Source organism: Pseudomonas sp. 37 R 15, from assembly GCF_900004865.1.
GTDB lineage: Bacteria > Pseudomonadota > Gammaproteobacteria > Pseudomonadales > Pseudomonadaceae > Aquipseudomonas > Aquipseudomonas fluorescens_AM.
Window position 1 is genome coordinate 39046 of record NZ_CVTV01000034.1, and the last position, 13607, is coordinate 52652.

The window sequence follows — 13607 nt, forward strand, 5'->3', positions numbered from 1 at the left end:
ACCGCTATCGGGAGCAAGCCCCCTCCCACCTGTGAACCGCGTCATACCCGATAGCATGTCTGGCCTAGTGCCCTGCTCTTGGCCTAGACTGATCCGCATCTGCTGTCCTCCGCTTTTGCTTTTAAGGCCTCTTGCATGTCCGATCCTCGCTACCAGATCGACGTCAGCGTCGTCACCCGCTTCCTGGCGGACCAATCGCAACCTGAACTCAACCGCTTTGCCTTTGCCTACACCATCACGGTGAAAAACAACGGGCTGGTGCCGGCCAAGTTGCTGTCACGCCACTGGGTGATCACCGACGGTGATGGTCAGGTTGAAGAAGTACGCGGCGCGGGCGTTGTCGGCCAGCAACCGGTGATCGACATCGGCGCCAGCCATACCTACAGCAGCGGCACGGTGATGACCTCCAAGGTTGGCACCATGCAGGGCTCGTATCAGATGAAAGCCACCGACGGCCATTTGTTCGACGCCACCATCAAGCCCTTCCGCCTCGCGGTGCCCGGAGCCCTGCACTGATGGCGACATACGCGGTCGGTGACCTGCAAGGGTGCCTGGAGCCCCTCAAGTGCCTGCTTGAACGGGTTGCCTTCAACCCCGCGAACGATCGCCTGTGGCTGGTCGGCGATCTGGTCAATCGTGGCCCGCAGTCGCTGGAAACCCTGCGCTACCTCTATAACCTGCGCGATTCGCTGGTCTGCGTGCTGGGCAACCATGACCTGCACCTGCTCGCGGCCGGCCAGAACATCGAGCGCCTGAAAAAAGGCGACACCCTGCGCGAAATCCTCGAAGCACCGGACCGGGCGCAGTTGCTCGAATGGTTGCGCCGACAAAAGCTCATGCACTACGACGAGGCCCGCAACATCGCCTTGGTCCACGCCGGCATCCCACCGCAATGGACCTTGAAGAAAGCCCTCAAGTGCGCCGCCGAAGTCGAAAGCGCCCTGGCCGATGACAACCTGTACACCGCCTATCTCGACGGCATGTATGGCAACGAGCCAGTGAAGTGGGACAACGCGCTCACCGGCGTCGCCCGCCTGAGAGTGATCACCAATTATTTCACGCGCATGCGTTTCTGCACGGCGCTGGGCAAACTGGACCTCAAGAGCAAGGAAGGCGCCGACACCGCCCTGCCCGGCTACGGGCCCTGGTTCGCCCACAAGGAACGCAAGACCCGAGACACCAAGATCATCTTCGGTCACTGGGCCGCACTTGAAGGCAAATGTGAAGAACCCGGCGTGTTCGCCCTCGACACCGGCTGCGTGTGGGGCGGCGCCATGACCCTGATGAACATCGACACCGGCGAGCGTATCAGTTGCCAGTGTGAATCCCCTGCACCCACCCTACAGACGACCGCCGCCAAGCCCTAGGAGCCCGCCATGAGCGAATTCAAACGTATCCCTCCCGAACAAGCCCAGGCCTTGCGCGAGCAAGGCGCCGTGGTTGTCGATATCCGTGACCAGCCGACTTACGCCGCAGCCCACATTGCCGGCGCCCAGCATCTGGACAACGTCAACATCGCGGACTTTATCCGCGCCGCCGACCTCGACGCGCCAGTGATCGTGGCGTGCTATCACGGCAACTCCAGCCAAAGCGCCGCAGCCTATCTGATCAGCCAAGGCTTCTCCGACGTTTATAGCCTGGATGGCGGCTTTGAGCTGTGGCGTGCGACCTATCCTGCGGAAATTTCTTCAGGCGATTCGCAATAATTTTTTTCACACCCCGCTACCCCGCGTGACGCTTGGGCTTGCGCCGCTTCTGACGAACGGCGCAGCCAAACTAATTACGTATCGCGCCTTGACCTCCCCGATTCCGAACTATCCTTAAGCGCAGGCCATCCAAATCAGGGGAGAGCCGGTACACCGGCGCGCGGGTCATCGGTAACGTTTCAGGGTGTTCTGGGGGGAAAACAGCCATTGGGGAACACCAATGGCTGCCAGCATCGACTGATTGATCCGGCGTCGGCTCCACGTATCGAGCGAGGTGACGACGTCATGAGTATCTTTAGCCACTTCCAACAACGTTTCGAGTCCACGCAGCAGGAAGAACTCACGCTTCAAGAGTATCTCGAGCTGTGCAAACGGGACCGCAGCACCTATGCATCTGCCGCCGAACGCCTGCTACTGGCGATTGGCGAGCCGCAGTTGGTGGACACCTCGAACAATTCGCGCCTGTCGCGAATATTCTCCAACAAGGTGATCCGGCGCTACCCGGCCTTTGAAGACTTCCATGGCATGGAAGAATGCATCGACCAGATCGTCTCCTACTTCCGCCATGCCGCCCAGGGTCTGGAAGAGAAGAAACAGATTCTCTACCTGCTCGGCCCCGTTGGCGGCGGCAAGTCGTCCCTGGCTGAAAAACTCAAACAGCTGATCGAAAAAGTGCCCTTCTACGCGATCAAGGGCTCACCGGTGTTCGAGTCGCCCCTGGGCCTGTTCAACGCCACCGAAGACGGTGCGATCCTCGAAGAAGACTTCGGCATCCCACGGCGCTACCTCAATACCATCATGTCGCCCTGGGCCACCAAACGTCTGTCCGAGTTCGGCGGCGATATCAGCCAGTTCCGCGTGGTCAAACTTTATCCGTCGATCCTCAACCAGATCGGCGTCGCCAAGACCGAGCCGGGCGACGAGAACAACCAGGACATATCGGCGCTGGTGGGCAAGGTCGATATCCGCAAACTCGAAGAATTCCCGCAGAACGACGCCGACGCCTACAGCTACTCGGGCGCGCTGTGCCGGGCCAACCAGGGCCTGATGGAGTTCGTGGAGATGTTCAAGGCGCCGATCAAGGTGCTGCACCCGCTGCTCACGGCCACCCAGGAAGGTAACTACAACAGTACCGAAGGCCTGGGCGCGATTCCGTTCACCGGCATCCTGCTGGCGCACTCCAACGAATCGGAATGGCACACCTTCCGCAACAACAAGAACAACGAAGCCTTCATCGACCGTATCTACATCGTCAAGGTGCCGTACTGCCTGCGGGTCAGCGATGAAATCAAGATCTACGACAAATTGCTGTTCAACAGCTCACTGGCCAAGGCCCATTGCGCACCCGACACCCTGAAGATGCTCGCCCAGTTCACCGTGCTGTCGCGCCTCAAGGAGCCGGAGAACTCGAATATCTACTCGAAAATGCGCGTGTACGATGGTGAAAACCTCAAGGACACCGACCCCAAGGCCAAATCGATCCAGGAATACCGTGACACGGCGGGCGTCGATGAAGGCATGAACGGGCTGTCGACGCGCTTCGCGTTCAAGATCCTCTCCAAAGTCTTCAACTTTGACCCCCACGAGATCGCCGCCAACCCGGTGCACCTGCTCTACGTGCTGGAGCAGCAGATCGAGCAGGAACAGTTCCAGGCCGAAACCCGCGAGCGCTATCTGCGCTTCCTCAAGGAATACCTGGCGCCGCGCTATATCGAATTCATCGGCAAGGAAATCCAGACCGCCTACCTGGAGTCCTACAGCGAATACGGCCAGAACATCTTCGACCGCTACGTGCTGTACGCCGACTTCTGGATTCAGGACCAGGAATACCGCGATCCCGAAACCGGCGAGATCCTCAACCGCGTGGCGCTCAACGAAGAGCTGGAGAAGATCGAAAAACCTGCCGGCATCAGCAATCCGAAGGATTTCCGCAACGAAATCGTCAACTTCGTGCTACGCGCCCGCGCCAACAATAACGGCAAGAACCCAACCTGGCTCAGCTACGAGAAACTGCGGGTGGTGATCGAGAAGAAAATGTTCTCCAACACCGAGGATCTACTGCCGGTTATCAGCTTCAACGCCAAGGCGAGCAAAGAGGACCAGCAAAAACACAACGACTTTGTCACACGGATGGTCGAGCGCGGCTACACCGACAAACAGGTACGCCTTCTTTCGGAATGGTACCTACGGGTCCGGAAATCGCAATGAAGTAGCTGCAAGCTTTTAGCTACAAGCTGCAAGTAAAAGCCGATCCGCTTTTACTTGTCGCTTGCAGCTTACAACTTGAAGCTCCCCGGAGGGGCCCATGAGCTATGTGATCGACCGACGCCTCAATGGCAAGAACAAGAGCACGGTAAACCGCCAGCGTTTCCTGCGGCGTTACCGTGACCACATCAAAAAAGCGGTTGAAGAGGCCGTCAGCCGGCGCTCCATCACCGACATGGAGCATGGCGAACAAATCAGCATTCCCGGACGCGACATCGACGAACCTGTGCTGCACCACGGCCGGGGCGGCAAGCAGACGGTTGTGCATCCCGGCAACAAGGAATTCACCACGGGTGAACACATTGCACGCCCTCAAGGAGGCGGTGGAGGCAAGGGCGCGGGCAAGGCCGGTAATTCCGGCGAAGGCATGGACGAGTTCGTGTTCCAGATCACCCAGGAGGAGTTCCTGGAATTCATGTTCGAGGACCTGGAGCTGCCCAACCTGGTCAAACGCAACCTGACCGGTACCGACACCTTCAAAACCGTACGTGCCGGTATCAGCAACGAGGGCAACCCGTCCCGTATCAACATCATCCGCACCCTGCGCTCAGCCCACGCCCGACGTATCGCCCTGTCAGGCAGCAGCCGTGCAAAACTCAAGCATGCCAAGGAAGAGTTGGCGCGCTTGAAGCGTGAAGAACCGGATAACTTCGGTGATATCCAGGAAATAGAGGCCGAAATCGAAAAACTCAGTGCACGCATTCACCGTGTGCCGTTTCTTGATACCTTCGATTTGAAATACAACCTGCTGGTCAAGCACCCCAACCCCAGCTCCAAGGCCGTGATGTTCTGCCTGATGGACGTGTCCGGTTCCATGACCCAGGCCACCAAGGACATCGCCAAGCGTTTCTTTATCCTGCTGTACCTGTTCCTGAAACGAAACTACGACAAGATCGACGTGGTGTTCATCCGCCATCACACCAGCGCCCGGGAAGTGGACGAAGAGGAATTCTTCTACTCGCGCGAAACCGGCGGCACTATCGTCTCCAGCGCACTGAAACTGATGCAGGAAATCATGGCCGAACGCTACCCGGCCAATGAGTGGAACATCTATGCGGCCCAAGCGTCCGACGGTGACAACTGGAACGACGATTCGCCGATCTGCCGGGATATCCTGATCAACCAGATCATGCCTTTCGTGCAGTACTACACCTACGTCGAAATTACCCCCCGTGAGCACCAGGCGCTGTGGTTCGAATACGAGCGCATCGGTGAAGCCTTTGCCGACACGTTCGCCCAGCAGCAATTGGTCTCGGCCGGCGATATCTACCCGGTCTTCCGTGAACTCTTCCAGCGCAGGTTAGTGACATGACCGCCAAAAAAGAGCATAAGCGCCAACCTATCTCCACTGGGTCCGAGTGGACCTTTGAACTGATCCAGGCCTATGACCGGGAAATCAGCCGCATCGCGGCGGGTTACGCGCTGGACACCTACCCCAACCAGATCGAAGTGATTACCGCCGAACAGATGATGGATGCCTACGCCTCCGTCGGCATGCCGCTGGGATATCACCATTGGTCCTATGGCAAACACTTTCTCAGCACCGAAAAGTCCTACACTCGCGGCCAGATGGGCCTGGCCTACGAGATCGTGATCAACTCCGACCCGTGCATCGCCTACCTGATGGAAGAAAACACCATCTGCATGCAGGCGCTGGTGGTGGCCCACGCGTGCTACGGGCATAACAGCTTTTTCAAGGGCAACTACCTGTTCCGCACCTGGACCGATGCCAGTTCGATCATCGATTACCTGGTGTTCGCCAAGCAGTACATCATGCAATGCGAGGAGCGCCACGGCATCGACGCGGTAGAGGACTTGCTCGACTCCTGCCACGCCCTGATGAACTACGGCGTCGACCGTTACAAACGCCCCTATCCGATTTCGGCAGAAGAAGAACGTCTGCGCCAGCAGGAGCGTGAGGAACACCTGCAGAAGCAGATCAACGATCTGTGGCGCACCATTCCAAAGCGTGCCGGCAAAAACAGCGACAAGGACAATGCACGCTTCCCCGCCGAACCTCAGGAAAACATCCTGTATTTTCTGGAAAAACACGCCCCGTTGCTGGAACCATGGCAGCGGGAAATCGTGCGCATCGTGCGCAAGATCGCCCAGTACTTTTATCCACAGCGCCAGACTCAGGTGATGAACGAGGGCTGGGCGACGTTCTGGCATTACACGCTGATGAACGACCTGTACGACGAAGGCCTGGTCACCGACGGATTCATGATGGAGTTCCTCACGTCCCACACCAGCGTGGTGTTCCAGCCCGGGTTCGATAGCCCGTATTACAACGGCATCAACCCTTACGCACTGGGCTTTGCGATGTACCGCGACATCCGGCGCATGTGCGAGCACCCCACCGAGGAGGACCGTCGCTGGTTCCCGGAAATCGCCGGCAGTGACTGGCTCTCCACCATCAAGTTCGCCATGAGCAGTTTCAAGGACGAGAGCTTCATCCTGCAGTACCTGTCCCCCCAGGTCATTCGCGATCTGAAGCTGTTCAGCATCATGGACGACGACCTCAAGGAGGACCTGGTAGTCCCGGCAATCCATGACGAGCCTGGCTATCGGACTATCCGCGAGACCCTGGCGGCGCAGTACAACCTGGGCAATCGCGAGCCCAACGTGCAGATCTACAGCATCGACGTGCGGGGGGATCGCTCGCTGACCTTGCGTCACCAGCAGCACGACCGTAAACCCCTGGGCGAATCCACCGAGGAAGTGCTCAAGCATCTGCACCGGCTATGGGGCTTCGATATCCACCTGGAAACCCTGCAGGGCGACCAGGTGATGAAAACCCATCATGTCCCACCGCGCAGCGATCACAACGACAACGACTACGGCCGCCTGGACCTGGCCGTCGTGCATCTCTGAAACGGTAAAGCCTCCATTGGCCAGGCACAGGCGGTATCCTGTGCCGCTAATGGAGGCTTTTTCATGAAAATCTACAAAGTCGGCGGCGCGGTGCGTGATCGCCTGCTGGGCATCAAGGTCACCGACATCGACCGCGTCGTCGTCGGCGCCACCACCGAAGAGATGCTGGCCAAAGGCTTCAAGCCGGTCGGCGCTGACTTCCCCGTGTTCCTGGACCCGAAAAACGGCGATGAATACGCCCTGGCCCGCACCGAACGGAAAAGTGGCAGGGGTTACGGCGGCTTCGTGTTTCACGCCAGCCCCGAGGTCACGCTGGAAGAAGACCTGATTCGTCGCGACCTGACCATCAATGCCATGGCGGAAGACGATGACGGCAATCTGACCGACCCCTACCACGGCCAACGCGATTTGGACGCGCGGACTTTACGTCACGTATCGCCCGCTTTCGCCGAAGATCCGTTGCGAGTCCTGCGCGTTGCGCGCTTCGCCGCGCGTTATGCGCACCTGGGATTCACTGTGGCTGCGCCAACGCTTGCGCTGATGCGTCAGCTCAGCGAATCCGGCGAACTGGATGCGCTGACCCCGGAGCGCAGCTGGAAAGAAATTTCCCGGGCATTGATGGAAGATCAACCTCAGGTGTTTATCCAAGTGCTACGCGACTGCAATGCGCTGAAAACCTTGATGCCGGAGGTGGATGCGCTGTTCGGCGTGCCGCAACCCGAAGCCCATCATCCCGAGATAGACACGGGCCTGCACACGTTAAGCGTGCTGGAGCAGGCGGCCTTGTACAAGCAACCGTTGACCGTACGCTGGGCCTGCCTGTTGCACGACCTGGGCAAAGGCCTTACACCTGTGGATAAGTTGCCGCAGCATATTGCCCATGAACACCGGGGCTTGAAGCTGATCAAGACCGTCAATGAACGCTTCAAAGTGCCACGGGATTGCCAGGAACTGGCGCTGCTGGTGGGCCAATATCACACCCACGGCCATCGAGCCCTGGAGCTGAAGGCCTCGACGCTACTGGAGTTGCTGCAGAGTTTTGACGTCTACCGTCGTCCGCAACGCTTTGAGGAGTTTGTGGTCGCCTGCGAGATGGATGCGCGGGGTCGCAAGGGCTTTGAACAGCGCACTTATCCACAGGCCGATTATCTGCGTGGTGCGGCGAAGGTTGCGCGCGAGGTGCAGGTAGCACCGTTGCTGGACAAAGGCTTCAAAGGCCCTGAGCTGGGCGAGGCGCTCAAGCGCGAACGGCTTGACGCACTCAAAGCCTACAAGGAGCAACACAAGCCCCTGTAGGAGCGAGCTGGCTCGCGAAGAACGTCACCGATAACGCAGCGCCCCCAGGTTTTTCGCGAGCAAGCTCGCTCCTACAAAAGAGCTGGCGGCGTGAGTTGCTCGCCCTGCCATTCAAACCCGACAGGCGCCAGCACCTGGTCAATCTGCGCATCGCGCCACAGCTCGGCCATGCTCTTGCCCGCCTCAGGGTGAACACGATCCGGCGCCATCATCGACAGCGGCCACAGCACAAAAGCGTTTTTCAGGATTTCTGCCCGCGGCAGGATCAATCCATCGAAATTCCCCACCAGATCGCCATACAGCAGCACGTCGATATCCAACGGCAAGCCTTTACGATCGGGTGCATAACGACCATTGTCGGCCTCGATGGATTTCAACCGGCGGTCCAGCTCCATCAACGGCAGGTCGGTACAGCCCGATACCACCAGATTGAAGAAGGGCCCGCTCTTGATACCCACCGGCTGGCTTTCGAACACCGACGAACAGCGCATGTCCGTCAAGAAGCTCGCCAGCGCATCAAGGCCCGCACGTAAATTGAGCTCGCGCTCGATATTACTGCCAAGGCCAAGGTAAACCTGAGTCAGCGACATCCGCGCTCGATCTCCACGCCCACGCCCTTGGCGGCCGGGACGGCGCCTGGCTTGGTCAATTTGAGGTGCAGCCAGGGAATCTGGAATTCACTCATCAGCACCTGGGCCAGGCGCTCGGCGAAGGTTTCCACCAGTTGGTACTGGGACTGCTCGGCAAAGGCCTGGATGCGCGCGGACACGCTGGCATAATCCAGCGCCAGGCTCAGGTCGTCACTAGCGGCGGCCGGACGGTTGTCCCAGGCAAAGCTCAGGTCCAGGCGCAGGCATTGACGGATACCGCGCTCCCAGTCGTAGGCGCCGATCACGGTGTCGACTTCCAGGCCTTCGATAAACACTCTGTCCAAGCACTCTTCTCCGCAGCACGACAAGGGCGCGATGCCCCGTTAGAATCAGGGCGTCCTCGCCCGGAATAGTTAGCATGTTTTGGTCACTGGCGATTCTCGCCTACCTGCTCGGCTCGCTGTCCTTTGCCATTTTGCTCAGCCGCCTGACGGGAAATCCCGATCCGCGAATGAGTGGCTCAGGCAATGCCGGCGCCACCAATATGTTGCGCCTGGCCGGCAAGAAACTTGCCGTGCTGACGCTGCTGGGCGACCTCTGCAAGGGCCTGCTGCCCGTACTGATCGCCAGCCTTGCGGGCCTTACCCTGCAACAGCAGGCCTGGGTGGGCATCTGCGCCGTCCTCGGCCACCTGTTCCCCCTGTACTTCCGCTTTCGCGGCGGCAAAGGTGTCGCCACGGCGGCCGGCATGCTGCTGGGGATCTACCCTCCGGCAGCCTTACTGGCGGTGCTTGCCTGGCTGCTGACGTTCTACCTGACCCGTACCAGCTCACTGGCGGCACTGATCGCCACACCGCTCACCCTGCCCTTGCTGGCCTGGCAGGAACCGGCGGCGCTGCTGCCGATGAGCGTGCTGACAGTACTGATCGTCTGGCGCCACCGCGGCAATCTACGCGACCTGTTTGCCGGGCGCGAACGGCATTTTTAAATAGGGTCCACGTTAACCCCTACAACGGCGACAACTGCTCCATCGGCCAACGGGCCTGCACGCTGATCGCCAGGCTTTCATGTTGCCCGGCCTGCAGGCGTTGACAGCCGGCGTAGGCGATCATCGCGCCATTGTCGGTGCAAAACTCAGGGCGCGCGTAGAACACATCGCCCTTCATCTCCCCGAGCATCTTCTCCAACGAACTGCGCAAGGCCTTGTTGGCGCTGACGCCGCCGGCAATCACCAGCCGCTTCATGCCAGCCTGCTTCAGGGCACGCTTGCACTTGATGGTTAAAGTCTCTACCACGGCTTGCTGGAACGCCAGCGCGATGTCGCAACGGGCTTGCTCGCCGTCGTCCCCGGCGCTGACGCTCTGCTGCCAGGTATTCAACGCCGAGGTTTTCAAGCCGCTGAAGCTGAACATCAAACCAGGGCGATCACACATCGGCCGCGGGAAGGTGTAACGACCGGCCACGCCTTTTTCGGCGAGGCGGGCGATTTCCGGTCCGCCGGGATAATTGAGCCCCATCATCTTCGCGGTCTTGTCGAATGCTTCGCCCGCGGCGTCGTCCAGCGACTCGCCCAACAACGTGTATTGACCGATGCCGTCGACCTGAACCAGCTGCGTATGGCCCCCCGAAACCAACAAAGCGACGAACGGGAACGCTGGCGGTGTTTTTTCCAGCATCGGAGCCAGTAAATGACCTTCCATGTGGTGCACACCGAGGGCCGGAATGCCCCAGGCAAATGCCAGCGCCTGGGCACAGGAAGCCCCAACCAGCAGGGCTCCGACCAATCCGGGGCCTGCGGTATAGGCAATTGCATCGATCTCGGTCGGCACGCAGCCGGCCTCGTCCAACACCTGGCGGATCAATGGCAGCATGCGTTTGACGTGATCGCGGCTGGCAAGCTCCGGTACCACGCCGCCATAGGCGCGATGCAGGTCGATCTGACTGAACAGTGCATCGGCCAGAAGCCCGCGTTCACTGTCGTAAAGTGCGACACCGGTTTCGTCGCAGGAGGTTTCAAGTCCCAGTACTAGCATGGGTTTGCGCCTTGTAGAGGCTGAATTCGAAGGCGCGCATAATAGTCGCCACTCCCCCTCCCGACTAGCGGTTTTCGATCAGAGGCTTTGCATTCCTGCCAATGAGGGGTTAACATCCGCAACCCTTAAAAACCGACGACCTCAGCCGCGAATTTTTTGCGACGAGAACGTTGATCCCGGTAATGAAAGAAGGTAGCTCTGGATGCCAGCCGTCAAAGTAAAAGAGAACGAACCCTTCGACGTAGCTCTGCGTCGTTTCAAGCGCTCCTGCGAAAAAGCCGGTGTTCTGGCTGAAGTTCGTAGCCGCGAATTTTATGAGAAGCCAACTTCTGAGCGTAAGCGTAAAGCAGCAGCCGCTGTTAAGCGTCACGCCAAGAAAGTTCAGCGCGAGCAGCGCCGCGCCGTTCGTCTGTACTAATACACAGACGTTCGTAGCAAGCTTCTGCCAAGCCCGGCCCTCAGCCGGGCTGTTGGCATTTGCGGATATCGCTTGATGCTTCATCGTCGACGCCGCACACGCGACCGAGACACCGCTTCAAACGTCAGGACTGGCTCTTTTGCCAGCGGTGCACGTCTCTTCTGACGAGCCTAACAAGGCTACTGACGAGCACACCTAATTCTTCAAGCAGGCGATCATACTGTGTCGACTGTGCCCATTGTTGAGCTTCCGAGACCGCCCGCAGGTCAAGACCGGACTCACGGGCAACTTTTATTCGTCGAACACTGATAGAGACTAACGTCAGCGAATGTTCGACAGATACACTCTCTGACATCCCATGCAGACGATAATGATCAGGCACCCAACGTGCGCTTGAACATTTCACGGGCCCTCATTTACACGCAGTGATGACGAGAACGCCATGGCCGGGCTGATTCCCCAGAGCTTTATTGACGACCTCCTGAACCGCACCGACATCGTCGATGTGGTCAGCTCACGCGTGCAACTGAAAAAAGCCGGCAAGAACTACACCGCCTGCTGCCCGTTCCATAAAGAAAAAACCCCGTCGTTCAGCGTAAGCCCGGACAAGCAGTTCTATTACTGCTTCGGTTGCGGTGCAGGCGGCAACGCCCTCGGCTTCCTGATGGACCACGACAACCTGGATTTCCCCCAGGCCGTCGAGGACCTGGCAAAAGCCGCCGGCATGGAGATCCCCCGCGAAGAAAGTGGCCGCGCGCACAAACCGCGACAGCCCACTGACTCGCCGCTGTATCCACTGCTGACCGCCGCTGCCGACTTCTATCGACAGGCACTTAAAAGCCATCCGCAGCGCAAGGCCGCCGTCGATTACCTCAAGGGCCGCGGCCTCACCGGTGAAATCGCCCGGGACTTCGGCCTCGGCTTTGCACCACCCGGCTGGGACAATCTGTACAAGCACCTGAGCAGCGATACGCTCCAGCAAAAAGCCATGATTGATGCCGGCCTGCTGGTGGAAAACGCCGAGACCGGCAAGCGCTATGACCGCTTCCGTGACCGCGTGATGTTTCCGATTCGCGACAGCCGCGGCCGCATCATCGCGTTCGGTGGCCGCGTGCTGGGGGACGATAAGCCCAAGTACCTGAACTCTCCGGAAACCCCGGTTTTCCATAAGGGCCAGGAACTCTACGGACTGTTTGAGGCACGCAAGAACAACCGCAACCTCGATGAAATCATCGTGGTTGAAGGCTATATGGACGTGATCGCCCTGGCCCAGCAAGGCCTGCGCAATGCAGTGGCGACGCTCGGTACCGCCACCAGCGAAGAACACATGAAACGCCTGTTTCGCGTGGTGCCCAGCGTGCTGTTCTGCTTCGACGGCGACCAGGCCGGCCGCAACGCCGCCTGGCGCGCACTCGAGGCCACGCTGTCGAGCCTGCAGGATGGACGCCGCGCACGCTTTCTGTTCCTGCCCGAAGGCGAAGACCCGGACACCCTGGTGCGCTCCGAAGGCACCGACGCGTTCCGCGCCCGCATCAATCAACACGCACAGCCGCTGGCGGACTATTTCTTCCAGCAACTGACCGAAGAAGCCGACCCGCGCTCGCTTGAAGGCAAGGCCCATATGGCCACCCTCGCAGCGCCGTTGATCGATAAAGTCCCGGGCGCCAACCTGAAATCACTGATGCGCATGCGCTTGCTGGAAATCACCGGCTTGAGCGGTGAAGCCGTCAGCCAGCTGGTGCATAACGCACCGCAAGATGCTCCACCGGCCTACGACCCTGGCATGGATTACGACGCCATGCCGGACTATTCCGACTTCCACCAACCGCAGGAGGCGTATGCGCCCCAGCAGGAATGGACGCCGAAAAAGCCCGGTGCCGGCGGCAAGAAATGGGACAAGAAGCCCTGGAGCAAGAATGGCAAACGCGGCGACCGCGATGAGGCTCACGCCCCGCGCACTCCGGTTGCTGTGGAAGCGCCGACGCTGATTGCCTTGCGCACGCTCATCCATCACCCGCAATTGGCGGGCAAGGTTGAAAGCGCCGACCATTTCGCCAACGCGAGCAACACCTACGCCCAAGTGCTTATCGCCTTGATCGAGGCCGTGCAGAAAAATCCTAAGCTAAACTCAATCCAGCTGATGGCTCGCTGGCATGGCACGGAACAGGGCCGTTTGTTGAAGGCACTTGCGGAAAAGGAGTGGCTAATTGACGGCGATAACCTTGAACAACAGTTTTTAGACACCATTAATAGGTTATCCGCGGGTCAGCACACACAGACCCTCGATGAGCTCATTAAGAGAGCAAGACAGCCGGGATTGTCGGCTGAAGAGCAAATTCAGATAGCAAAACAGATGCGCGACCTTTTAAAACAGAACGTTTGCACATCAAACCCGACCTCAGCTGGCGTGTGAGGTCATAGCTCG

The 13607-nt window shown here is 59.2% G+C and carries 13 protein-coding genes; 10 read left to right on the top strand and 3 right to left on the bottom strand.

Translation table 11 applies throughout. The annotated features are described in order from the left end of the window. Positions 1 to 135 precede the first annotated feature (135 nt). The 7 genes from apaG (at position 136) to BFQ04_RS11450 (ending at position 8141) form a co-directional block, all read left to right on the top strand. Entirely contained in the window at positions 136 to 516 is a 381-nt protein-coding gene (gene apaG / locus BFQ04_RS11420; RefSeq protein WP_065950917.1) for a Co2+/Mg2+ efflux protein ApaG, read from the top strand. Beyond that, positions 516 to 1367 (top strand): symmetrical bis(5'-nucleosyl)-tetraphosphatase, encoded by an 852-nt coding sequence (locus BFQ04_RS11425; RefSeq protein ID WP_065950918.1) that lies wholly within the window; start codon positions 516 to 518, stop codon positions 1365 to 1367. Before apaG ends, BFQ04_RS11425 begins: the two co-directional genes overlap by 1 nt. 9 nt (positions 1368 to 1376) lie before the next feature. Further along, positions 1377 to 1706 carry a thiosulfate sulfurtransferase GlpE gene (gene glpE / locus BFQ04_RS11430; protein ID WP_065950919.1) on the top strand — a complete coding sequence of 110 codons (330 nt, stop codon included), beginning with the start codon at positions 1377 to 1379 and terminating at the stop codon, positions 1704 to 1706. A gap of 285 nt (positions 1707 to 1991) precedes the next feature. Then, entirely contained in the window at positions 1992 to 3914 is a 1923-nt protein-coding gene (locus BFQ04_RS11435; protein ID WP_065885503.1) for a PrkA family serine protein kinase, read from the top strand. 97 nt (positions 3915 to 4011) lie between these two features. Then, positions 4012 to 5283, top strand: a complete 1272-nt coding sequence (locus BFQ04_RS11440) for a YeaH/YhbH family protein (protein WP_065950920.1) — start codon at positions 4012 to 4014, stop codon at positions 5281 to 5283. After that, positions 5280 to 6845, top strand: coding sequence for a SpoVR family protein (locus BFQ04_RS11445; RefSeq protein WP_065885501.1), 1566 nt, complete (start codon positions 5280 to 5282; stop codon positions 6843 to 6845). The genes BFQ04_RS11440 and BFQ04_RS11445 overlap by 4 nt, the downstream gene beginning before the upstream one ends. Positions 6846 to 6908: 63 nt before the next feature. After that, positions 6909 to 8141, top strand: coding sequence for a multifunctional CCA addition/repair protein (locus BFQ04_RS11450; RefSeq protein WP_065950921.1), 1233 nt, complete (start codon positions 6909 to 6911; stop codon positions 8139 to 8141). A gap of 71 nt (positions 8142 to 8212) precedes the next feature. Here BFQ04_RS11450 and folK read toward each other — a convergent pair whose 3' ends face one another. Both folK and folB read right to left on the bottom strand, forming a co-directional pair. After that, positions 8213 to 8731 (bottom strand): 2-amino-4-hydroxy-6-hydroxymethyldihydropteridine diphosphokinase, encoded by a 519-nt coding sequence (gene folK, locus BFQ04_RS11455; RefSeq protein ID WP_065950922.1) that lies wholly within the window; start codon positions 8729 to 8731, stop codon positions 8213 to 8215. After that, the gene (gene folB, locus BFQ04_RS11460) at positions 8722 to 9075 is read right to left on the bottom strand and encodes a dihydroneopterin aldolase (protein WP_065950923.1); all 354 of its coding nucleotides are present in this window, start codon (positions 9073 to 9075) and stop codon (positions 8722 to 8724) included. Before folB ends, folK begins: the two co-directional genes overlap by 10 nt. A 74-nt stretch (positions 9076 to 9149) precedes the next feature. Here folB and plsY point away from each other — a divergent pair, with 74 nt between their 5' ends. Then, positions 9150 to 9719 carry a glycerol-3-phosphate 1-O-acyltransferase PlsY gene (plsY, locus tag BFQ04_RS11465; protein ID WP_065950924.1) on the top strand — a complete coding sequence of 190 codons (570 nt, stop codon included), beginning with the start codon at positions 9150 to 9152 and terminating at the stop codon, positions 9717 to 9719. A 19-nt stretch (positions 9720 to 9738) separates the two neighbouring features. On the opposite strand, the gene tsaD is transcribed toward plsY, so the two are convergent. Then, positions 9739 to 10764 (bottom strand): tRNA (adenosine(37)-N6)-threonylcarbamoyltransferase complex transferase subunit TsaD, encoded by a 1026-nt coding sequence (gene tsaD / locus BFQ04_RS11470; protein WP_065885497.1) that lies wholly within the window; start codon positions 10762 to 10764, stop codon positions 9739 to 9741. A 202-nt stretch (positions 10765 to 10966) separates the two neighbouring features. On the opposite strand from tsaD, the gene rpsU reads away from it, so the two are divergent. Next, positions 10967 to 11182, top strand: coding sequence for a 30S ribosomal protein S21 (gene rpsU / locus BFQ04_RS28530; RefSeq protein ID WP_002551877.1), 216 nt, complete (start codon positions 10967 to 10969; stop codon positions 11180 to 11182). A gap of 442 nt (positions 11183 to 11624) precedes the next feature. Continuing rightward, positions 11625 to 13595: a DNA primase gene (gene dnaG, locus BFQ04_RS11480; protein ID WP_065885495.1), complete on the top strand. Its 1971-nt coding sequence runs from the start codon at positions 11625 to 11627 to the stop codon at positions 13593 to 13595. Positions 13596 to 13607: the final 12 nt, after the last annotated feature.

Excerpts from the sequence above, each read along its gene's own strand:
- apaG (WP_065950917.1), top strand. The coding sequence starts at position 136 with ATGTCCGATCCTCGCTACCAGATCGACGTCAGCGTCGTCACCCGCTTC.
- BFQ04_RS11425 (WP_065950918.1), top strand. The coding sequence starts at position 516 with ATGGCGACATACGCGGTCGGTGACCTGCAAGGGTGCCTGGAGCCCCTC.
- glpE (WP_065950919.1), top strand. The coding sequence starts at position 1,377 with ATGAGCGAATTCAAACGTATCCCTCCCGAACAAGCCCAGGCCTTGCGC.
- BFQ04_RS11435 (WP_065885503.1), top strand. The coding sequence starts at position 1,992 with ATGAGTATCTTTAGCCACTTCCAACAACGTTTCGAGTCCACGCAGCAG.
- BFQ04_RS11440 (WP_065950920.1), top strand. The coding sequence starts at position 4,012 with ATGAGCTATGTGATCGACCGACGCCTCAATGGCAAGAACAAGAGCACG.
- BFQ04_RS11445 (WP_065885501.1), top strand. The coding sequence starts at position 5,280 with ATGACCGCCAAAAAAGAGCATAAGCGCCAACCTATCTCCACTGGGTCC.
- BFQ04_RS11450 (WP_065950921.1), top strand. The coding sequence starts at position 6,909 with ATGAAAATCTACAAAGTCGGCGGCGCGGTGCGTGATCGCCTGCTGGGC.
- folK (WP_065950922.1), bottom strand. The coding sequence starts at position 8,731 with ATGTCGCTGACTCAGGTTTACCTTGGCCTTGGCAGTAATATCGAGCGC.
- plsY (WP_065950924.1), top strand. The coding sequence starts at position 9,150 with ATGTTTTGGTCACTGGCGATTCTCGCCTACCTGCTCGGCTCGCTGTCC.
- tsaD (WP_065885497.1), bottom strand. The coding sequence starts at position 10,764 with ATGCTAGTACTGGGACTTGAAACCTCCTGCGACGAAACCGGTGTCGCA.
- rpsU (WP_002551877.1), top strand. The coding sequence starts at position 10,967 with ATGCCAGCCGTCAAAGTAAAAGAGAACGAACCCTTCGACGTAGCTCTG.
- dnaG (WP_065885495.1), top strand. The coding sequence starts at position 11,625 with ATGGCCGGGCTGATTCCCCAGAGCTTTATTGACGACCTCCTGAACCGC.